This is a genomic window from Nostoc sp. (assembly GCF_041747015.1).
Taxonomy (GTDB): Bacteria; Cyanobacteriota; Cyanobacteriia; order Cyanobacteriales; family Nostocaceae; genus Nostoc.
The window spans coordinates 1-21,213 of the sequence record NZ_JBGTFY010000182.1; the positions used below are offsets into that span (position 1 = coordinate 1).

Here is a 21,213-nt window from a genome sequence, read left to right on the forward strand (position 1 = left end):
TACTGATTTGTTAGCAAATGATACCGATGTAGACGGCGGTGCTTTAAGCATCTCTGCTGTCAGTAACGGTGTCAATGGTACTGTCGCCTTAAATGGCAGTGGCAATGTCGTCTTTACTCCCACAACCAATTTCACTGGCAATGGCAGCTTTAACTATACTGTCAGCGATGGCAATGGTGGCACTGATTTAGGGATGGTAACGGTAGCAATCGGGACAAACCTTAACGGCACTAACAATAACGATAACCTCAACGGTACATCCGGCAACGACATCATTAACGGACTCAATGGGCAAGATACCATCTCCGGCAATGCTGGCAATGATAACCTTGTCGGTGACAATGGTGACGATTTACTCTATGGCGGTACTGGCAACGATAATCTCTTTGGCGGTAATGGTCAAGACACACTTTATGGTGATGCTGGTAATGATCATCTCGAAGGTGATAACGGTGATGACAAACTTTATGGCGGTGACGGTAACGACAGTCTGATTGGTGGTAACGGTCAAGATTTACTTGTCGGCGGTGCGGGTAACGATTTCCTCAACGGTGGCAAGGGAGATGATAACCTAACTGGCGGTACTGGTAGCGATATCTTTGTGTTGGAGAAAGCCGCAGGTAGAGAAACAATTACTGACTTTAGTTTAGGTCAAAGCGATCTTATCGGTTTGTCTGGCTTGAGTTTCAATCAGTTGTCTTTCTCTGGTAATCAGATTAGTTTAGGCAATCAAACTCTAGCGATACTGACTGCGTTTGATACTACTACGCTGACACAAAGCAATTTTATCTCTGTTTAAGTGTATTGGGTGGGCAAATGTTTGCCCACTCTACAAATTGCTTTGTTGCATCGACTCGCAACTTTGATGTATCGACTCGCAACTTTGTTGCATCGGCTTGCAACTTTGATGCATCAACCTGCAACTTAGTTGCATCGACCTGCACCTTAGTTGCATCGCCCTGCACCTTTGATGCATCGCTCTGCAAAAATGAGCTTACCCTTTCTTTAACCTTGTTTTATCTAAAAACTTCACCTTACTGATAGCTTTAGCGTTGCAATGGGTACATTAAATATGTACCTTATAACAATATATTGATATGTCTATCCAAGATACAACACGCCGTTTACGCCCTCAAGTAATTAGTGAAAATGTTACTTCATGGCACGGTTTGCAAACGATCGCTACTTATGAAACAACCCGTGCTGATGCCTCTGCTACCAACTTACAGCAAACTTATCAAGCTATGTTAGCCCAGCAACAAGCCGAAACCGAAAAACTAACTTTATACCGGGCTGCTGCTGATGCTGCGCGATTAGCACAATGGGAATTTCATAACGCTGTATTAGCAATGAAAGAAGTTGTGCGTGGGCAATATGGATTAGATAGCGATCAAGCCCAAGCAGTGGGACTGAAGAAAAAATCAGAGTACAAGCGTCCTAGCCGCAAAAAGTTAGCCGCATCATGAGCTAGGAAAAATTAACATATTTTACATCATAATAATGTGCGATCGCATTCTCAGATAATATCAAGTGCGATCGCATTTTAGTTATGAACCAAGAATCAGTATTATAGTAAGGCGGCATCAGGGCAGGGCGAAAGCCCATCGCGTAGACGGACTCAGTGAATTGGTATACACAACTATGAATGTACAACTTGTTAATTCTCTTGTAGAAGTGGTACTAAACCTCTCCCCCGAAGAGCAAAAACTCTTTCAAGAAAAACTTAGTAACAAGCATTTAACGTTACTTACCAGTAAACCTCAAACATCATCGGAGAGATTATTACTTTGGCAGGAGTGGATAGATACAGCACCAAAAAGCTATGCCAACCTTTCTGATGAAGCTCTGCGTCGAGAAAATATCTACGATGATCAAGTATGACCGATTATTTATTAGATACCAATATCCTGTTACGCTCCAGGGATATAGCTTCACCCGATTATAATCTTGTCGATCGCACAATCAGGTATCTAATATCTAATAAGCATCAATGTTTTATTACATCGCAAGTTTTAATTGAATTTTGGGTTGTAGCCACCCGTCAATTAGCTCTAAATGGATTTGGATGGACACCAGAAGAAACTGAACGAACGTTGCAAATGCTCATAAATCAGTTTGAGTGGCTAGAAGAAACACCAGATGTATTTCGCCTTTGGTTTAGGCTCGCTACAACTCACAAGGTTTCAGGGAAACGCACCCACGATTTACGCATCCAAGCAGTAGTGCTTGCCCATAACATCAGCCATATTCTAACTTTAAACCCAAAAGACTTTGTAGAAGCTGAAGGAATTACTATTGTTCACCCCAATAGCATAAACAGCTAGGAGGCTGGGGTTTAGTGCGATGTCTACGACGGGCTACGCCTACGTAATTTTTATTTCTCACACCTTTTTATAGTGCAATACGCTTGGGTTAAGAGAATAGTAGGTTGGGTTGAGCGACAGTGAAACCCAACAAAGTCTCGATAATGTTGGGTTTCGTTCCTCAAACGCCAGTTGCTACAACGGGGGGAACCCCCGCAACGCACAGGCTCCCCAACCTACACCAGCTTTAGTTTTTAGCCTTAACTGAACTGTATTGTTTTATAGTAAGGTGTACTTAATTGCATCGGTTGGGTTGAGCCATAGCGAAACCCAACAAACCCCGCAAAATGTTGAGTTTCGTTCCTTAACCGACAAGTATTGAGTTGCATCGACTTGCACCTTAGATGTATCAGCTTGCATCTTAGATGCATCGACTTACACCTTAGATTTATCGGCTTGCAACTTAGTTGTATTGGCTTGCACCTTAGATGTATCAGCTTGCACCTTTGTTGCATAGTTAAAAATGTTTGATGCACCCGAATGAAGTCGGAAGTTCCTATTTCCGACTTGCGACTGACAACTTTTGGACTTACTGATAGATTTATAGTTGTAATGGGTACATTAAATATGTACACTACAACAGTATGCTGATATGCCTACCCAAGATACAACCCGCCGTTTGAGTCCTCAAGTAATTAGTGAAGATGTTACTTCATGGCACGGTTTGCAAACCATCAGCACATACAATACAACCCGTGTCGATGCCTCTGCTGCAAATTTACAGCTAGCTTATCAGTCCATGTTGGCTGAACAGCAAGCCGAAACTGAAAAACAAACTTTATACCGTGCTGCTGCTGATGCTGCGCGATTAGCACAATGGGAATTTCATAATGCGGTATTAGCGATGAAAGAAGTTGTGCGCGGGCAATATGGATTAGATAGCGACCAAGCTCAAGCGGTAGGATTGAAGAAAAAATCAGAGTACAAGCGTCCCAGTCGCAAAAAGTTAGTCACATCATGAGAAACTAATATCAACGTGAGTTTGACAAACCTCTCCTTGGTTTGAACTAAAGTTCAAGTCTGACTACGCATTTACAAATTAGAAATTTTTAATCCCTAGTACAGCACACGAATTCCGCCAAGCGGTACTAGTAGTCTGTCAACATAAAAATGATGGATGTAGAGACGCGAAATTTCGCGTCTCTACAAGGTTTTAGATAGTACAAACAATCCCCCAAATCAAATTGACAGACTACTAGCCCTATTCCCATGATTGAAACTCATCAATGGTGCTGCGAATGAGGGAAGTTATTTGAGCGCGACGGGTTTCAAAGTTGGCGGCGATATAAATTAGTAGGATGCCTACTAGCAAGCCAACTACCCATTTTAAGAAAGAGTACTGCAAGCTGAAAATTACTGATTGATAGATTGTAGTGATTAAAAAAGTGGCTGTACCAATGTAGAGAAAAGCCCGGACTCGCAAAGCTAATCCAGCAAAAATGGCAATGAGGCTGAAGATTCCAGGTATCCAAGCGGTGTGTTGATTAAATAAAATTGCCCACCCACAAATTAAACCACTACCCAGCAGTCTCAGAAGATGACGCGCGGCTTTATACTCTGGTAGCCTCAGTTGAAAATCGACTTGAGGAATGTAGAGCAGTGATATTCCAATGGGTGTTATATACCATAAAGCGTTAGTTAGATGTAAGGAATTAAACCAACGGTAAAGCGCCCAATCAATCAACGCCACACTAATATAGGTAAAACGGATGTTTTCACCCACTTTTGCGAGGAAGATGTAGAATCCAGCTGCGAGTAGCAAGGTAATGGGGTAAGTTTGCAGTCTTGTTTGCCATAAAATGATCAGTGGTACGATGTATGCAGCTTGTTGCCAAGGTCTTTTAGACCAACCCCAATTTTCCCAGGGTAGGATGTACAGAAAATAGGCTACCACACAAGCGATCGCACCATTCCAAGGAAGTAATTGGGTAGTAAATAAACGTCCTATTGGCATATCCTGCAAGTAAATACTGATGAAGCCTGCCTCTAACAAACCCAGGTAAACCCAGATTTCATCTATTGTTATAGCCGACGCTGTTGCCAAGGATGGTTGGGGCGTAGACGCGTAGCGGCTTGTCGTTAGACATTGCCTTCCCTGAAACATGGCATAGCGAATCAAAAATACTCCAGTTGCCAATCCCACCAAACGGTTAACTCCAATGGGAGTAACAAGGGCAGCCATTAATAAGCAGCTACTCCAAGCCCAGTGAATATGGGCAATTCCTTTCAATTCTTGGGGAGTTAGGCGTAAATAGCTGACAAGCCAAGGCGACAAAATACGGTAAGCATACATGATACTTGCGCCAAGTGCAGACATGGCAATCAATCCATCACCTAATGCTCCTCCTGAAGCTTGTAACATTTGATAAAACAAAAGTTCATAAGCAGAAATTGATCCGCCAATGATTCCTAAGTACAGCAGGGGTTTAAAGTTCTCGTGCCGTCGCCCCACGCCAATGATGATTAAAGCTACACCTAAGGAATACAAACCTGTCCACTCGGTGAATGTGTCCAAACGTAGTAATACACTAAATGCACCATAAATTAATGGCAGAATATGAAAGCTGCTAGGAAGCCTTTCTAATTGATGTCGTCGTCGCCACCACTCGCCGACAAGTTGAGCAATTAAACCCAAGGCGATATTTGCAACCGCAATCTTAACAGTCGATCCCTCTCCAAACCCTAGTACCTCAGCAGTCAACAATTCTAAACACCAACCGATGCCATAAAATGCCCAATTTGTCGGTTCGCGCCAACTGCGATAAACAATAGCTGTCAAGGCGATCGCAGTAGCAATTAAGTACAAAAAGCCCGAAGTAATAAACCCTACGTAAATCAGCGCTGAGTGCAATGTTAAACCCAACAACTCAAAACCACACAAGGCGATCGCCCATTTATCACTGGCGGCTGCATATATAACTGCTAATTCGTTATTTTGCCGCGTCAGTGCTGTCCGTGCTAACCATAAACTTAGGGTTGCGATCGCTCCTACGACAAACCAACCTGCTACCGCGAGGCGAGGTAAACCAGGCACACCTGCCCATAGCAACGCCCCAATGAAACTCAGAGCAAATCCTTCTGTAATTACCGCAGATATTTGGTTTCGCAAATAGCGCGTATTTGCGAACATCAGTGCCGCAGCCACAGCCAAACCGATTAATCTGGTTCCTGGTAGTTGTAAAGTTAGTAATTGGGCAACTCCCACAGCTAAAACACTCAAGTAACTGTTTATGGTGCGACGCTCACCAGTTGTCCGATTGGCAACACCCGTGAGAGCTAAAGGCGTAACTAGCCATAAGACTCCCCAATCAGCTTGGCTATCAGCGATGCCATACCAAGATGATTTTGCGTTTATCCATAATAGGAAAAAACTAGCGGCGGCTAGTCCTAAACCGATATCTCTTGCACTATGTCGCCATAGGCCATTGCCGAGGCTAAATCCCCACTCTGCAACCATCAGAGCCAATAAAATACTTGCCCAGGCTTGTTGGCTCAGGGTTGGTAAGAACCAATTAATGGTAGAGCAAAACGTCAGCACCCCGATGATGTGAGTTAGATATACCAGGGGAAGAGAGGAGGGGGAGCGGCGTTGAGTGACGAATGCGAGAGTAATTGTAGAAAATAGCAGATTTAGCGATCGCAATGTAGGATTTATGAGAGCGATCGTTGTTAAGAAAGTTCCAAATAAGAGGGTGAGCAATTCCCCAGATTGAGCCAATTCTCGCTTTTGGTGGCGATACAAGCTATCTGTGAGCGCCACCATCAAAATTACGTAGGGAAATAAAGCTACACCCAGCAAAGCCCAAGGTTCATTTTGAGAATTGGTAAGTTGGGTGCCAATTGCGATCGCCCATTTCTGTAAGTTATCAGGCACTAACCGCCAAAAAAGCCAAATCGTCTGTAAGCCGATAAAAAAAACTGCTGCTAAGTCAGCCTTGAAACTGTACCTCTGCAAGCGATTTCCCACAAACCACAAACCAAAACCACTCACAGCGATCGCTTGCCAGGGATGATTAACTACTGAAACCACCCAACCCAGCAAGAGTAAAATTGCACCAAGTCTTTCCCAGAGTAAGGGAGATGGGGGAGACAAAGGAGATGAGGAGAATATTACTGTTACTTCCTCTGCTTCACCGACTCTTCTTGCTAACCAAGTTACCAACCAGCCGCAAATGCCAATAGCTAACCCCAACTGCGTGACATCTACTCTGGCAACAAAAATCGCCCGCACTAGCAGCACTATCAAAGCATAAATAATTATCGCAGCAGGTAAACTAATACTTAAGCTATGGCGTAGGCGTAGCCCGTCGTAGACATCGCCCCGATCTTCCTCCCTGACAGTATTAGGCTGTTGGTAACGATTGTGATAAATAGTAATGATGGTTGTGCCGATCATGGCCACATAAACAGCAATTAAGGGAAATGCGGGAAATTGCCAACCCCAATGCAGATAACTCAGCCCCAAAATATTTGCTAGAGGTAAAATGCCCGTAGATAAATTGGCAAAAATAGTCCGATTTTTGGAGAGTAAAATAGTTATAGCAGTGAGAGTAGGACAGGCGATCGCAACTACAATCCAATCCACAGGATTTTGCCACAACCGAAAGCTATCCATCGCCCAAAAGTTCACGGGCACTAACAAAAGGGTGACAATCAGTAATGTTTGAGCCGTCAATCTGAGGTTGCTTTGCCTAATTGCCCAGAAGCTTAACCCCCAAAAAGTTAAAGTATAAGCAAATAAAACTCCATACTGCCCAGAGGCGGGAAACATCTTCCACTGGCTAGCAGCAAGTACTCCAGAGGACACCACTACTAGGAATACACCTAAAAAAAGCAGCCAGCGGACACTCAGTTCTGCTCCCAAAGACTGCAACATTGTGCTGATAAAGTTGGGTTTAGCTGATTGTTCTGGCGGTTTTCTAAGGTTACTAGATTGGAAAGCTGCTACGGGCAACTGTTGCACAGGATCGAGAGTTGCAAATACTACTTTTGGTTCAGCTTCCGGCTGGGGTTGCAACACCACCGTACACACAAGAAACTCTCGACATAGCTGCTTGACTTGGGTATCGGATATCAGACCTAAGCGCAGCCATATATCTAACCCTTCTAATAACTGAGGATGGGAAGATGGCAGCCTGATTTCAATTTTCAGCGGGCGCTCAAGAGGCGATGACATAAGCGGCGGCAGTATAACTATATACTTAAATTATTGGTTTAATTAAAGTATATTTTGGCCATAATTGTGCCACTTATGAGGCTAATTAATATTAATTTTTAACCTGCGATCAATATTCAAAGATTAACTGTCTGCTTTTAGGTTCCTCTTTCCAGTCTCTCAATTAGTAGATCCGCCCGTATCCTTGGTTTAAGTCGATTTTGAGATTTTCCAGAGTGAGTTGTTTATCTGCTGTAACTTAGAGTTATAAATTTTCTCAATTCCAGCTTTCAAGAACTTAGAGGGTTTAAACAAGAATATATCAGTAAAACCAGTAGTAATCTGTGGTAACTGATTTGGATATACGATTTGAAGTTGCACTTTTGGATCAAGTAAATGACCAAGTGTTTGGATTAAAATTATATTATTATCACTAATTAAAAGCGGTTTACTAGCTTGAGAAATTATCTGAGCAATTGGGGGATACTGTTGGTTTACTTCCGGCACTTTGTTCCACCACATCTGGGCTTGAGAACTGAGTGAGCAAGATATGATTCCGCTGAGAATTACTATGGATGTTACAAGTGACCAGAGCTTTTTCTGCCAAATCTTACTAGAAACAGATGTGATTTTAGTAGTAAACAAGTAAGCGATCGCTAACTGCATACCTAAAATAGATGGAAGTATATATCGAGTAGTCCCATATCGCTTTCCTAAGACGAAATCCAACAGCATTAGGGGAAGACCTACAGACCCAATCAAGGTTAAGACAAATAACCAAACTTCTTTAGAAGTTCTTCGACAGAGAACATAAATTGAGTAGATAATTAGAATTAAAATCATTAAAATCCCAGGAATTAAGGCTATCTTAAGTTTTCCTGGGTCATTAGGGCTAATACCTAAATCAAGAAACCCACGACTAATAATTCCAACCCACCTGATAGCTGATTGAAATAATGTTTGTTTAGTATTTGTCCAACTTACTCCTTCGGGAGTAGGGTTAGTAATAATAATCCAAAACCAAGGTATGAAAATCAGAAACCCTGTAAGCGCTGATAGCAGGTAAGATATTGATGTTTTAGTTAATCGGAAGCGTTCGATTGTAACTACATAAATTCCCTGTGCCAGAGCGACAAAGGTAAAAAATAATTGACTGTAAAATCCTAGTGATAATGTTGCTGCATAAATGCACCAACTAACCTTTGTTTGAAGGCGCATAGCTCGCAGTAGTGCTGCGCTCGACATTAAAATAGCAACTATCCATAAACTGTAAGATCGTGCTTCTTGTGCATACAAAACATGAACAGGTGAAATAGCTACCAAGACCATAGCCATCCACCCGATTAGTGAAGACTTAAATAGTTCTTGGCATAACCAATAAATAGAAGGAAAGGTCAGCAGACTAATGAATGCTGAAAGGCTTCTCATCACTGCTACGGAATCGCCAAACCACTCTACCCAAAACCTGAGGATCACAAAATATAGCGGTACAACCTGCGATTCTTCTAACACCAACCCTTTAATCGTATCATTTGTGGTTTTTTCCGAATTAGGAAACTGGTATTTGTGTAAATCTTCTATGCTAAGTAAACGACCAGTCCGTAACTGCTCCTCCATTTCTGATTTCAGATAGCCAGAGATGCGTAACGATGTGTAAACTTCATCGAGCCAATATACTTTTTTGTCCAGATTTACGAAACGAAAAAACACACCTATTACTAATAGAATAATGATTAAAAAGCGTAGCCAAGATTGAGAAATAAGCCAGTTCCGTGACAATTGCTTTTTCATGCAGTTTTCAATTACCTCAAAGCCTTAATAAACAGCGATAAAATTTTATCTCATCAATTGTTTCTGAGAAGGCATTTTAGTTTTAATGCTACTCATAATATGTAAGTAAATTATTTTACAGTATAAATTAATTGAGCAGAATATGCTGAGTTTGGTTGATCGAGCAGATTCAGCCGGCGATCGCCCCATAGTCTAGGTATTGTGTTATTCATCACTTATCTGGCTTGTTCTGTTCTTAGCGTCATCATTGTACCGCACACCCCACACTACTTTGTCACCTTCTGTATTTCTTCTCTTCACTTTGTCTCTTCCAGTAATAGAATTAATAACAAAGCTTTTGTAAACCCTTCAACCTATGAAAAGATAGAAGTTGTAGTGATATTTACACAATTGAGTAAAAAAGCCAAAATCTGTATTCAAAGTAAGCTTGTAGCATCTAAAACGCTTGTAAGATTTTTATGACTTCCCGTATTCGCTTTTTGATGTGTGCCCCTGATTACTACGATGTAGACTACGTGATTAATCCCTGGATGGAAGGGAATATTCACAAATCATCGCGCGATCGCGCCGTGGAACAGTGGCAGGGACTACACCAAATCCTTAAAGAACACGCCATTGTAGACTTAGTACCACCTGAAAAAGGTTGGCCTGATTTGGTTTTTACTGCCAACGCTGGCTTAGTACTGGGGAATAACGTCGTCCTCAGTCGCTTTCTGCACAAAGAACGTCAGGGAGAAGAGCCTTTTTTCAAACAATGGTTTAAGGCAAATGGTTATACAGTTAACGAACTTCCCAAAGATTTGCCCTTTGAAGGCGCAGGAGACGCACTGCTGGATCGGGAAGGACGCTGGTTATGGGCAGGATACGGTTTCCGCTCTGAGTTAGATTCTCACCCTTACCTAGCTAAATGGCTAGATATTGAGGTGCTTTCCCTACGACTCATGGACGAACGTTTCTATCACCTGGACACCTGCTTTTGTCCTCTAACAAACGGCTATTTGCTCTACTATCCCGGCGCTTTTGATGCTTACTCCAACCGCTTAATCGAAATGCGAGTCGCACCAGAAAAGCGGATTGCAATTGCCGAAGCTGATGCAGTCAACTTCGCTTGTAATGCGGTGAATGTCGATAGCATCGTGATCATGAACAAAACAAGCGATGGTTTGAAAACCCGCCTTGCAAATGCAGGTTTTCAAGTGCTGGAAACGCCCCTTACCGAATTTCTCAAAGCTGGAGGCGCAGCTAAATGCTTAACTCTGCGGGTGACGGAACCAGTTAGAGATGAAGTTCATGCCAATGTCTCGGTAGAAAGCCGCGTCATTCGCATGGAAGGACACTTGCTTGATGCAGGCTTAATTAACCGCGCTTTGGATTTGATTATAGATGCCGGGGGAAGTTTCCAAGTCCTGAATTTCAACTTGGGAGAACAACGACAAAGTACCTCAGCCGCCGAAGTCAGGGTATCAGCGCCATCCCATGAGGTAATGGAAGAAATTATCTCGCTGTTGATTGATTTGGGGGCTGTAAATTTACCCGAAGATGAGCGAGATGCCAAACTTGAGCCTGTGATTCAAGCTGGTGTTGCACCTGATGATTTCTACGTCAGTACGATTTATCCTACCGAAGTGCGAATTAATGGTCAGTGGGTGAAGGTGGAAAATCAACGGATGGATGGCGCGATCGCCATTACTCAAACTACCACTGGCTTAGTTGCTCGGTGTAAAATCCTCCGCGATTTAGAAGTTGACGAGCAGGTAATTGTCGATGTGCTAGGTATCCGCACCATCCGCAAAACTGAATCGCGGGAACTCCGCAGCACTCAAGAATTCAGCTTTATGTCGTCAGGCGTTTCCAGTGAACGGCGCGTGGAATTGGTGGTTGAGCAAGTGGCTTGGGAATTGCGAAAAATCCGCGATGCTGGTGGTAAGGTAGTTGTCACGGCTGGGCCTGTGGTGATTCATACTGGTGGCGGCGAACATCTGGCGCAACTAATTCGGGAAGGATATGTCCAAGTGTTACTGGGTGGTAATGCGATCGCAGTTCATGACATCGAGCAAAATATCATGGGCACTTCCCTTGGTATGGACATGAAGCGGGGTATCGCCGTACATGGTGGACATCGCCATCACCTGAAGATAATTAATACCATTCGTCGCTACGGCAGCATTCACAAAGCTGTGGAGGCGGGGGTGATTAAAAATGGTGTGATGTATGAATGTGTCCACAATCATATTCCTTTTGTCCTTGCTGGCTCAATTCGAGATGATGGCCCTTTGCCTGATACCCAAATGGATTTGATTAAAGCCCAAGAGGAATACGCCAAACACCTAGAAGGTGCGGAGATGATTTTGATGCTGTCATCAATGCTGCACTCCATTGGGGTGGGTAATATGACTCCGGCGGGGGTGAAAATGGTATGTGTGGATATTAATCCAGCTGTGGTGACTAAGTTAAGCGATCGCGGTTCTGTAGAATCGGTGGGTGTGGTGACTGATGTGGGGTTGTTTCTGAGTTTATTGATTCAGCAGTTGGATAAGTTGACGAGTCCTTATGTTAATAAGGTAGGTTAAGGAAGGTTTCACGCAGAGGCGCAGAGAAAGGGAGCAAAAGAGATAAAAGTAGGGTGGGCAATGTCCACTCTACTGCTTTTGTGATTAACTTGGTTAACTATTAATTAGATGTGGGGAACATATAAAGATAATCACTTGAATTTGTCTCATCATCTTCTACTATCTAATCCATTGAATAATTACTAAGGGTATTTTATGGAAAAAACTGTTTCCGCCATGCAATTACAGGTTCCCAAAACTCTTAATTGGGTGAGTTTAATTGCTGATTTCTTGTTAGTAGGGATGGTTTTTGGCCCGCCAATTGCCCCCTTTCTGGCTGCCTCTGGGGTGTCTTTGCTTGGAGGGATTGCGGACATCATTTATTTCATGGGTAATCATGTATGTCCGCAGCCAGCTATGGGGCTAGATTTAGCACCACCGTTTATTATGGCTGTGTGTATGCGCTGCTACGGCACTGTCACGGGTTTGCTGATTACTCGTCTGTTGTATGGGGTAAGTGATGGTAAGGGATTTTACTGGTTAAGTCAGTATGGCTGGAATGGTGCGGCTTTAGCTAGTGTGCTAATGATGGCTTATCCTTTGGAATTGGCGGCACAGGTTTTTGGTTTGTGGAATTTTAATAACTATGTAGTCACGCCTTTTGGGTTGATTACGGGTTTGGCATGGGGATTATTTACCATGCCCATCTTACACGGGTGGCAGGACGTGATCAGTAGACGGCAGAAGTAATTGTTATACAATCTCATTGCGAGTGTGACGAAGTGAAATGAAGCGATCGCAAGAGCTTGGAGATTTCTACTAGACTTAATATATCGACGAATTCGTTCCTAGTCCATTGCAGAATTGCTCGCGCCTGGGAGATCCGTTAAATGGTTATTTTTATCTCACTGCCGAGAAGATATGATTCAGGTGACTCAACTGGAAATATTAAAACTTCTGTTTGCCAACGTGTTTCTTCACGGTTTACACAACAAAAGTCAAGGTTAAGAAGATCAGGGGATGAGGAAAATTAGGAGGATAGGGAATACAAAGATTTTACCCACTCCCATTCCTGTGTCAAACCATCTTTTAGAGAAACTTGCGGCTGATATCCCAGAATTTTCTGCGCTTTAGATACATCAGCAGCAGTGTGACGAGCATCTCCCATCGCCTTTTCTATGTGGTTTCTTTTGATTGATTTACCGACAATTTCTTCAATTATCTCCAAGACTTCTGCTAAAATTACCGTGCTACCACCACCGATATTAAAGATTTCTCCTACTGCTTCCGGTGCGATCGCAGCAGCTAAATTGGCAGCGATGACATCACTAACAAACGTAAACTCCCGCGTTTGCTGTCCATCACCGTAAATAGGAATTGCTTCATCCTCCAAAATGGATTTAAAAAACTTATGAAATGCCATATCTGGGCGCTGTTTGGGGCCATAAACTGTAAAATAACGCAATGTGACACAGGGCACGCCAAAGTTTTTGTAATATAGTTTACACAAAAATTCTGCTGCTAGCTTCGTAATGCCGTAAGGAGAAACTGGTTCTGGGCAAATTCCCTCGTGGGTAGGTAATGTTTCTGCATCACCATATACACTCGACGAAGAGGCAAATACTAACCTTTTCAGGTGTTTAGCATCCTTCGCTGCTTCTAGTAAAACTTGTGTAGCGTTAACATTTCGTTCTGTGTAACCTCGAAAAGCTTTACCCCAACTTGCTCTGACTCCTGCTTGTGCCGCTTGATGGTAAACTACATCAACATTGTTTAAGAGTTTCTGCCAATCTAAAAATTGCATATCTCCTTCAATTAATGTAAAGCCAGGTGACTGATGTAAGTGTGTAATATTCTTACGCTTGAACATCGGATTGTAGTAATCGTTAAATTCATCAATCCCAATCACTTCTTCTCCTTGTTGCAGCAATGTTTCTGCAAGATGAGAACCAATAAAGCCTGCGGCTCCAGTAACGATAATTTTGGACATATTGTCTATTTTTTGACATCTTTGTGAATCTGTATATTCACAGGTTAATGCTTGCAATCAATAATCGCAATTACTTGAGGAAGTTTTTTAACTAAATTATTGCAATAATTAAAATATAACAAATGTTTCAATCAATACATAGTTTTAACGCGTCTCAGTATATTTATTGAGTATTGCTATTAATAACAATACTTTTCAATCCCTAATAGGGATTTTGGTTGATTGCAATACAATTAAAGCGGCTGAAGATGGCAGTTTCTCTGTTGTTTCAATCCCTAATAGGGATTTTGGTTGATTGCAATCTAGTGTTTATTTAAAAGACGGAGCTGATGGGGGTTTCAATCCCTAATAGGGATTTTGGTTGATTGCAATTTCTGTAGTTGGTCAGCAGGTGACCATCTTTCGTTGTTTCAATCCCTAATAGGGATTTTGGTTGATTGCAATTTGGCACGGAATGGCATTTGTTCTAAAGTCGTTCGCGGTTTCAATCCCTAATAGGGATTTTGGTTGATTGCAATGTGGCATGATTGGCAACAATGCCGCCGGAATTATGTTTCAATCCCTAATAGGGATTTTGGTTGATTGCAATCGGATTTGCGCCTACTCGTGCCGTAGGGGCTAAAATGTTTCAATCCCTAATAGGGATTTTGGTTGATTGCAATGCAGGAGTTAGATGAAGCATTGCAGGATCTTTAGTTTCAATCCCTAATAGGGATTTTGGTTGATTGCAATTTTTAATGATTTCATCTGCTACAATATGCCTGTGTTTCAATCCCTAATAGGGATTTTGGTTGATTGCAATCCACTTTTTACCAGCATTCCCATACAATGAGTTTGTTTCAATCCCTAATAGGGATTTTGGTTGATTGCAATAAGCTTTGAGCAATGCCGTCAAAGCTTATCCAGTCGTTTCAATCCCTAATAGGGATTTTGGTTGATTGCAATACACCTTTGGGAATATAACGAGTGCCATCATAATGTTTCAATCCCTAATAGGGATTTTGGTTGATTGCAATTTGGTAGTAAGCGTATTTCTATAGCTACAGATTCAACGTTTCAATCCCTAATAGGGATTTTGGTTGATTGCAATCAGAATCCACCAAAATCATCCAGGATTATCGTTAGGTTTCAATCCCTAATAGGGATTTTGGTTGATTGCAATCGAAGGAAGTATCATTCTTAAATCATTAGTCACTGGTTTCAATCCCTAATAGGGATTTTGGTTGATTGCAATATCCGATAAGTTTCCCCTTGTGGCGTATCCAATACGTTTCAATCCCTAATAGGGATTTTGGTTGATTGCAATATTGTAATAATCTGAAAATGTGGGATTACTGAGGTTTCAATCCCTAATAGGGATTTTGGTTGATTGCAATCTAACAGTTGGCTGAGAAACGCTATTATAAAAGTTTCAATCCCTAATAGGGATTTTGGTTGATTGCAATCCTATTCTGTATTCGGCGAATGCAACGATCGCGTCTGTGTTTCAATCCCTAATAGGGATTTTGGTTGATTGCAATAATAGTGTTTGCCATTCTTTAGGAAGTTGAGGAATATCTGTTTCAATCCCTAATAGGGATTTTGGTTGATTGCAATAGCGGGGATTCGTCCAGTCATTACGGTAGAGTACGTTTCAATCCCTAATAGGGATTTTGGTTGATTGCAATGCGGGACTAGATGTTGATAGCACTATTAAGCGAAGTTTCAATCCCTAATAGGGATTTTGGTTGATTGCAATTTCGTATGCGTTCCACATTGTCCCCCAGTATTTTTTTGTTTCAATCCCTAATAGGGATTTTGGTTGATTGCAATTGCGTCTGAACTGGTCAATATATGCAGGGATAGCTTTTTTGTTTCAATCCCTAATAGGGATTTTGGTTGATTGCAATATGATTGAGATGCCAATGCGTCTTGTGTTTTAGTCATGTTTCAATCCCTAATAGGGATTTTGGTTGATTGCAATGATACCCCGGTGCTTTCGGTCTGAAATGTAGTTGTTTCAATCCCTAATAGGGATTTTGGTTGATTGCAATGCAAGCTAGGCGTACACTACCACCTAGATTATTTGTTTCAATCCCTAATAGGGATTTTGGTTGATTGCAATTTTGGTTTTTGAGTTTCTGATTTTGAAGTTCTAATGTTTCAATCCCTAATAGGGATTTTGGTTGATTGCAATGTTATCTCAGAAAACTTACGGTTAGCCCACTGATCGTTTCAATCCCTAATAGGGATTTTGGTTGATTGCAATCTTCAACAACGGAAGTGGATGGACTGGCGTATTTGTTTCAATCCCTAATAGGGATTTTGGTTGATTGCAATCGCTGGCGTCTGAAAGCTGTGCCTTATTTGGTTTTCAAGGTTCTGTTGCGCGGATGGAAAAATCATAACACAGGATTTGTGATTTTACTAGATGCAAATCGCTGAAAGCTAGACTATACAAGGTGCGCGGATGATTTAAAGATGTTACTGCTGTCAAACTCTTGTATACAGGGCAATTCAGCCATTTTTGTAGTTACCCTCCCACAAACACCTACCCATCCGCGCATTCGACAAGGAAATTAGTCTAATCGCAAAGCTGCTCATTATCAATAAGTTTAGTTGACTTAAAGGCGATCGCCTGGGTCAATCCATACCTTTGCCCTCCCAACATGATGATATTGTGATAATATTTAGGATTTTTCCTTAATAGCTAACATCTGTAAAATCTTTTCTACATGATCCAACTCTCCAACGATTCGCCGAATTGGGTGAGGCCAAACTTTGACAAGGGTAGGAGTAGCAGAAACCTGATTAATTTCAGCTTGTTCTGGATGAGTTAAAACATCAATTACCTTCAGAGTATAAGGATGTCCCAGCGATCGCTCTAACAACTCGTGTAAATTCTGGAGAATGCGTTCGGTAGTGCCGCTATGTCCGGCAACAAACAAGCGGAGGACATAGCCTTGCGTTGTTACTTGCTCTTTTTGGACTATTACAGGCTGATGGTATTTTGGCATAGGTTCAGAAAGGTCTAAGCGGACAATTAAATCGTGATCCTCCCAAAGCTGCGGGAATAAGGAGCGATAAGTTGTTAACACCATGCGATCGCACAACCCCTCTTGCCAAAGAGCTGCTTGCCATACTAACTCCTCTGTGCCAAAAATTGCATTCAGCAAAGCTTGATGTCTAATTACAGCCGGATAAGCCTCAGCAAAAGTTTGCACCTCTTGAGTGCGTGGATCTAACCAGTGGTCAATAGTTGCAGTATAACAAGGCACTAAAAAATGTGGTGTTTCTGGTAAATCGAGGATTTCCTGCAAAGCAGAACACAAATGTAAATGCCATCGACCTTGCTTACTAGGGTCGATGCAGTAAATTAAATCTCCTCCAGGTGTAAATAGCGCAATGCCTTTAAATAACTGGGGTCTAGATAGTTTGTTTGTCGTCAAGTTAGTCACGCAGGTTGAGGAGCTAAAAAGTAAAGAATTCTCTTTTTACCTTAGCTATAACCGCAACTAGGATCAGCTAAAAAATTGGAAACCCATTAAAAATCTCGTAAATCTCGTTTCCACTCTCTGACTAGAAATGCTCTTGATTGCAGCTCTGCCCTAGAACTGGAAGTACAGCCTCATAATAAGCATTCCCAGTCTCCAACTGAGAACGAGACAGTCCTTAATCCCCAGCCCCCAATCTTAAACTCGACCTCGGAGAAACTGCGCCATTTCGTTAGGAGTTGGGGACATTTCCAAAGCAGTTTCTTCAGTAATGCGACCCTCTTGATAGAGATTGAGCAGCGACTGATTCATCGTAATCATGCCGTCAAAACCGGCTTGTTTCATCAACTCGCCAATTTCATCATACTTACCGTCTTTAATCCATTCTTTGATAGCTTCAGTGTTAATCAGCACATCGTGGAAAGCAGCCCGCTTACCGTCAGTTGTGCGGCATAAGCCTTGGGCAATTACTGCCACTAAAGACTCAGAAACTGCCACCCGCATGGCATCCTGTTCTTCACCAGAGTAGAGGTTGAGAATCCGCTCAATGGTTTTGACAGCGCTATTGGTGTGCAAGGTTCCCATAACTAAGTGACCAGTCTGAGCGGCTTTTAAGGCGGTGTTGACTGTTTCTTTATCCCGCATTTCCCCTACCAGAATCAAATCTGGGTCTTCTCGCAAAGCTGCTTTCAAAGCGTTATCAAATTTCCGGGTATGCATTCCCACTTCTCGCTGTTTGACCAGAGACTTGCGGCTTTGGTGGACAAATTCTATCGGGTCTTCAATGGTGATGATATGCTTGGCCATCTCCTTATTGATGTAGTCAACCATCGCTGCCATTGTCGTGGACTTACCAGAACCAGTCGGACCAGTCACCAAAATTAAACCTTTGTGGTTATGGCAAATATCCCGAAAAACTGGGGGTAAGTTTAACTGTTCCATAGTTAATATTTTCAGCGGAATCAACCGCAACACCATTGCTGCCCCTTTAAGGGAGCCAAAAACGTTGATCCGCACACGAGCAAAGTCGTACTGAGTTGCTCCGTCAAATTCTAAGTTTTCTTCAAAACGTTGAATTTCTGCCTCACTCATCACCTCCCGCAACCAATTCATTAAAGTTTCTTTATCGGTTTCTGGATAATCCGTTGATTGAATTTCTCCTCGGCTACGGAAGCGGGGCACTTCACCTACACCCAGGTGAAGGTCAGAATATCCCTGATCGTAAGCTTCCCTGATTAACTTCGCTAAAGTGAGTTGCGGAATGCTGTTTTTAGAGCTGAGTGCACTAGGTAGTGGCGGTGGAGTTCCCGGACGATGACCTGCAACAGGCGCGTTGGTGCCTCTATCCATTGACATATCCATTGTTTGTGTCATCTGCCGCTGCGTATTAAACGTTGGCGGTGGTGGCGGCATTGGTGGTAGGTTATGTCCAGCAGCAGAGTTAGACTTTAATGGAGACTGTGATTCTGTCATATATCTTCAAATTTGGTAGTTAAAAAGAAGTTTTTTAATCTATCTAACCTGGTTTAACACACACAATGCCTCAAAACATCCCAGTAAATACCCTTACTTCTGTTAAGTAGTATTTAACGCATTTATTTTGTCGTAAGTATCCTAACTCTTAAATAAGAAATTTATTCCACGCATCAATAGGAATTGCTAGCAATTAACAGCACAAACACTAGCAGTTCATTTATTCAGCCTATTTATAGATTATGAGAAAAATTTAGTAGTTTTATAAGAAATGTTAAATTGAATCGGGGCAATGTTCAGGGGATCAAGGTTAAAAGCTGATGTATTTTAGTTTATATATCTGAAGGTAGATGCAGAAAACGAGTTTTTTGAATACACATAAACCTGACTTTATATTCATAATTACAAAAAATTAACTGTAAACTTTAGTAAATAAATGCTCATTTTTCCCATTAGTTTTTATATACTAAAGATCAATAAATGATTCAGTTTGCTCGCAAAAACGAGATATAACTGAAAATTAAAACTTGTTGTGTATCTTGGGAGGAAAATGTCATGGTTTCTGCTCAAAGCTCTAATCTAGGAAAGACGTACTCCTTATTAATGATTAAAAGCTTTTTAATCTGGACTTTCACATTGGCAGTATGCTTGCTAGTTGTTGGTTTTCCACTAGTCTTTTTGATGGCTACAGTCGGATGCCTACTGTCAATTGTTTTGCAATCTGTGATGCCTGTTAGTGCTGTTTTGGTTGTAGCAGGCGCTTTAATAATGTTTAATGTCATGGCTGTTGTATTTGCTGCGGGTGTATTGACTATTAAAGGAATTCATCCTCAGGAAGTCAGATGGTTAAATTGGTTGCATGGAGAGGCAGACCAAACGCAGACTAGTGTTTACGCTGCTTGTCCTTTAACTTGTGAAATTAAAATGTAGTTCTTACAGTTGAATTCGACAAACAGTGTGTCTGCCCGGTTAAGCCGGGTTTTTTCATGCTCTTTGAGATTTTATTTGTGAAATTAAAGTGTAATGATTACAGGTGAATTGGACAAAGAGTGCATCCAATACTTTCGGACTTCGCCTAATAATCTCTCTTTTGTCCTGGGAAAAGGGAAAAGGTAAATTCAAACCCTTTCCCCCAAAACCCAAAAAGTATTGAGAGTGTATCTGCCCGGTTAAGCCGGGTTTTTTGATATTTTGTGTAATTTATGCTTTTATGTTTGTGGTTTCTGTGATGATTTACCATTAACTATTCACCCTTAACCATTGACTAATGACTAATCAAAAGCGGGTTTGTATTATCTTGGGTACTCGTCCTGAAGCGATTAAACTAGCTCCGGTGATTCAGGTCTTCCAAAAGTTTTCAGATTTTGAGTTGCAAGTAATTCTAACTGGACAGCATCGGGAGATGGTTGAACAAGTTATGCAACTGTTCAATATCAAGGCAGATTATAACTTAGAAATTATGCAGGCTCAACAATCTCTAAATGATATTACCTGCCGCAGTTTACAAGGGTTAGAAGCATTATTTCAAGAAAAAAAGCCTGATTTAGTGCTGGTGCAGGGAGACACTACCACGGCTTTTGCCGCAGCTTTGGCAGCTTTTTATCAAAAAATCCCTGTCGGTCACGTAGAAGCAGGGTTAAGAACTGATGATATATTCAATCCTTACCCAGAAGAAGCTAATCGGCGGTTAATTTCTCAAATTACTCAGTTGCACTTTGCGCCAACTCCTTGGGCTGTAGAAAATTTGCACCGTTCTGGTGTTTTGGGTGAAATTCACATGACAGGTAACACGGTAATTGATGCGCTATTGAATGTAGCTGCAACCCAAACAGTCTGCAATATACCAGGCTTAGACTGGGAATCATATCGTGTTTTGTTAGCAACAGTTCATCGCCGGGAGAATTGGGGAGAACCTCTGTTAGCGATCGCTCAGAGCTTTTTAGAAATTTTAGATAAGTTTCCTGATACAGCTTTGCTGCTACCATTACACCGCAATCCGACAGTGCGAGTTCCGTTGCAGGAGCTTTTAGGGAATCATCCCCGAATTTTCTTGACAGAACCTTTAGATTATGGCGAACTGGTGGGAGCAATTGGGCGATCGCATCTTTTGCTCACTGACTCTGGTGGTTTGCAGGAAGAAGCCCCCAGTTTGGGAAAACCAGTACTGGTTTTGAGAGACACCACAGAAAGACCAGAGGCGGTTGCAGCAGGTACAGCTAAACTTGTGGGAACTGTAAGTAAGAATATTTTTGCAGCCGCTAGTGAGTTACTCAGTAATCAAGCTGCTTATGAAGCAATGGCAAATGCGATTAATCCCTTTGGAGATGGTCATGCAGCAGAGCGCATCTTGGAGATTGTGCAAAATTACTTGAGTCTTTCGTCAAAAACATCAACTTAGGAACTTAGAGTAGGGGAAGGC

Annotated in this window: 15 protein-coding genes and 1 CRISPR repeat array; of the genes, 9 read left to right on the forward strand and 6 right to left on the reverse strand. The window is 41.9% G+C overall.

Going from position 1 to position 21,213, the window contains the following annotated elements; genetic code table 11:
• The coding region (locus ACEW80_RS14600; RefSeq protein WP_373527278.1) for a calcium-binding protein at positions 1–799 on the forward strand (799 nt) is incomplete at its 5' end.
• On the opposite strand, the gene ACEW80_RS14605 is transcribed toward ACEW80_RS14600, so the two are convergent.
• Positions 786–986 (reverse strand): hypothetical protein, encoded by a 201-nt coding sequence (locus ACEW80_RS14605; RefSeq protein WP_373527279.1) that lies wholly within the window; start codon positions 984–986, stop codon positions 786–788. The two genes, ACEW80_RS14600 and ACEW80_RS14605, sit on opposite strands and share 14 nt — an antisense overlap.
• A gap of 111 nt (positions 987–1,097) precedes the next feature.
• Here ACEW80_RS14605 and ACEW80_RS14610 point away from each other — a divergent pair, with 111 nt between their 5' ends.
• The 4 genes from ACEW80_RS14610 (at position 1,098) to ACEW80_RS14625 (ending at position 3,324) form a co-directional block, all read left to right on the forward strand.
• Positions 1,098–1,466: a hypothetical protein gene (locus ACEW80_RS14610; RefSeq protein WP_373527280.1), complete on the forward strand. Its 369-nt coding sequence runs from the start codon at positions 1,098–1,100 to the stop codon at positions 1,464–1,466.
• A gap of 175 nt (positions 1,467–1,641) precedes the next feature.
• On the forward strand, positions 1,642–1,881 hold the full coding sequence (locus ACEW80_RS14615; RefSeq protein WP_373527281.1) for a hypothetical protein: 240 nt from the start codon (positions 1,642–1,644) through the stop codon (positions 1,879–1,881).
• Positions 1,878–2,324: a type II toxin-antitoxin system VapC family toxin gene (locus tag ACEW80_RS14620; RefSeq protein WP_373527282.1), complete on the forward strand. Its 447-nt coding sequence runs from the start codon at positions 1,878–1,880 to the stop codon at positions 2,322–2,324. The genes ACEW80_RS14615 and ACEW80_RS14620 overlap by 4 nt, the downstream gene beginning before the upstream one ends.
• A 631-nt stretch (positions 2,325–2,955) precedes the next feature.
• Entirely contained in the window at positions 2,956–3,324 is a 369-nt protein-coding gene (locus ACEW80_RS14625) for a hypothetical protein (RefSeq protein ID WP_373527283.1), read from the forward strand.
• A 240-nt stretch (positions 3,325–3,564) separates the two neighbouring features.
• On the opposite strand, the gene ACEW80_RS14630 is transcribed toward ACEW80_RS14625, so the two are convergent.
• Together ACEW80_RS14630 and ACEW80_RS14635 are read right to left on the reverse strand one after the other, a co-directional pair.
• Complete coding sequence (locus tag ACEW80_RS14630) at positions 3,565–7,539, reverse strand: DUF2157 domain-containing protein (protein ID WP_373527284.1); 3,975 nt, start codon at positions 7,537–7,539, stop codon at positions 3,565–3,567.
• Positions 7,540–7,728: 189 nt separating this feature from the next.
• On the reverse strand, positions 7,729–9,309 hold the full coding sequence (locus ACEW80_RS14635; RefSeq protein WP_373527285.1) for a glycosyltransferase family 39 protein: 1,581 nt from the start codon (positions 9,307–9,309) through the stop codon (positions 7,729–7,731).
• A gap of 458 nt (positions 9,310–9,767) precedes the next feature.
• Between ACEW80_RS14635 and ACEW80_RS14640 the strand changes: the two genes are divergently transcribed.
• The gene (locus ACEW80_RS14640; RefSeq protein ID WP_373527286.1) at positions 9,768–11,879 is read left to right on the forward strand and encodes a bifunctional arginine dihydrolase/ornithine cyclodeaminase; all 2,112 of its coding nucleotides are present in this window, start codon (positions 9,768–9,770) and stop codon (positions 11,877–11,879) included.
• Positions 11,880–12,074: 195 nt separating this feature from the next.
• Complete coding sequence (locus ACEW80_RS14645) at positions 12,075–12,608, forward strand: DUF2085 domain-containing protein (protein WP_373527287.1); 534 nt, start codon at positions 12,075–12,077, stop codon at positions 12,606–12,608.
• A 280-nt stretch (positions 12,609–12,888) separates the two neighbouring features.
• Here ACEW80_RS14645 and ACEW80_RS14650 read toward each other — a convergent pair whose 3' ends face one another.
• The 3 genes from ACEW80_RS14650 to ACEW80_RS14660 form a co-directional block, all read right to left on the reverse strand.
• Positions 12,889–13,848, reverse strand: coding sequence for an NAD-dependent epimerase/dehydratase family protein (locus tag ACEW80_RS14650; RefSeq protein ID WP_373527288.1), 960 nt, complete (start codon positions 13,846–13,848; stop codon positions 12,889–12,891).
• A gap of 192 nt (positions 13,849–14,040) precedes the next feature.
• Positions 14,041–16,167: a CRISPR direct-repeat array (repeat unit 37 nt; unit sequence GTTTCAATCCCTAATAGGGATTTTGGTTGATTGCAAT).
• Positions 16,168–16,517: 350 nt separating this feature from the next.
• On the reverse strand, positions 16,518–17,285 hold the full coding sequence (locus tag ACEW80_RS14655) for a circadian clock KaiB family protein (protein WP_373527289.1): 768 nt from the start codon (positions 17,283–17,285) through the stop codon (positions 16,518–16,520).
• Between the two features lie 234 nt (positions 17,286–17,519).
• Entirely contained in the window at positions 17,520–18,794 is a 1,275-nt protein-coding gene (locus ACEW80_RS14660; protein ID WP_373527290.1) for a type IV pilus twitching motility protein PilT, read from the reverse strand.
• A 555-nt stretch (positions 18,795–19,349) separates the two neighbouring features.
• On the opposite strand from ACEW80_RS14660, the gene ACEW80_RS14665 reads away from it, so the two are divergent.
• Positions 19,350–19,724 carry a hypothetical protein gene (locus ACEW80_RS14665; protein ID WP_373527291.1) on the forward strand — a complete coding sequence of 125 codons (375 nt, stop codon included), beginning with the start codon at positions 19,350–19,352 and terminating at the stop codon, positions 19,722–19,724.
• A gap of 337 nt (positions 19,725–20,061) precedes the next feature.
• Positions 20,062–21,192 carry a non-hydrolyzing UDP-N-acetylglucosamine 2-epimerase gene (gene wecB, locus ACEW80_RS14670; protein ID WP_373527292.1) on the forward strand — a complete coding sequence of 377 codons (1,131 nt, stop codon included), beginning with the start codon at positions 20,062–20,064 and terminating at the stop codon, positions 21,190–21,192.
• Positions 21,193–21,213 lie beyond the last annotated feature (21 nt).

Coding starts and splice junctions, on each gene's coding strand:
- ACEW80_RS14610 (WP_373527280.1), top strand. CDS start 1,098: ATGTCTATCCAAGATACAACACGCCGTTTACGCCCTCAAGTAATTAGT.
- ACEW80_RS14615 (WP_373527281.1), top strand. CDS start 1,642: ATGAATGTACAACTTGTTAATTCTCTTGTAGAAGTGGTACTAAACCTC.
- ACEW80_RS14620 (WP_373527282.1), top strand. CDS start 1,878: ATGACCGATTATTTATTAGATACCAATATCCTGTTACGCTCCAGGGAT.
- ACEW80_RS14625 (WP_373527283.1), top strand. CDS start 2,956: ATGCCTACCCAAGATACAACCCGCCGTTTGAGTCCTCAAGTAATTAGT.
- ACEW80_RS14630 (WP_373527284.1), bottom strand. CDS start 7,539: ATGTCATCGCCTCTTGAGCGCCCGCTGAAAATTGAAATCAGGCTGCCA.
- ACEW80_RS14635 (WP_373527285.1), bottom strand. CDS start 9,309: ATGAAAAAGCAATTGTCACGGAACTGGCTTATTTCTCAATCTTGGCTA.
- ACEW80_RS14640 (WP_373527286.1), top strand. CDS start 9,768: ATGACTTCCCGTATTCGCTTTTTGATGTGTGCCCCTGATTACTACGAT.
- ACEW80_RS14645 (WP_373527287.1), top strand. CDS start 12,075: ATGGAAAAAACTGTTTCCGCCATGCAATTACAGGTTCCCAAAACTCTT.
- ACEW80_RS14650 (WP_373527288.1), bottom strand. CDS start 13,848: ATGTCCAAAATTATCGTTACTGGAGCCGCAGGCTTTATTGGTTCTCAT.
- ACEW80_RS14660 (WP_373527290.1), bottom strand. CDS start 18,794: ATGACAGAATCACAGTCTCCATTAAAGTCTAACTCTGCTGCTGGACAT.
- ACEW80_RS14665 (WP_373527291.1), top strand. CDS start 19,350: ATGGTTTCTGCTCAAAGCTCTAATCTAGGAAAGACGTACTCCTTATTA.
- wecB (WP_373527292.1), top strand. CDS start 20,062: ATGACTAATCAAAAGCGGGTTTGTATTATCTTGGGTACTCGTCCTGAA.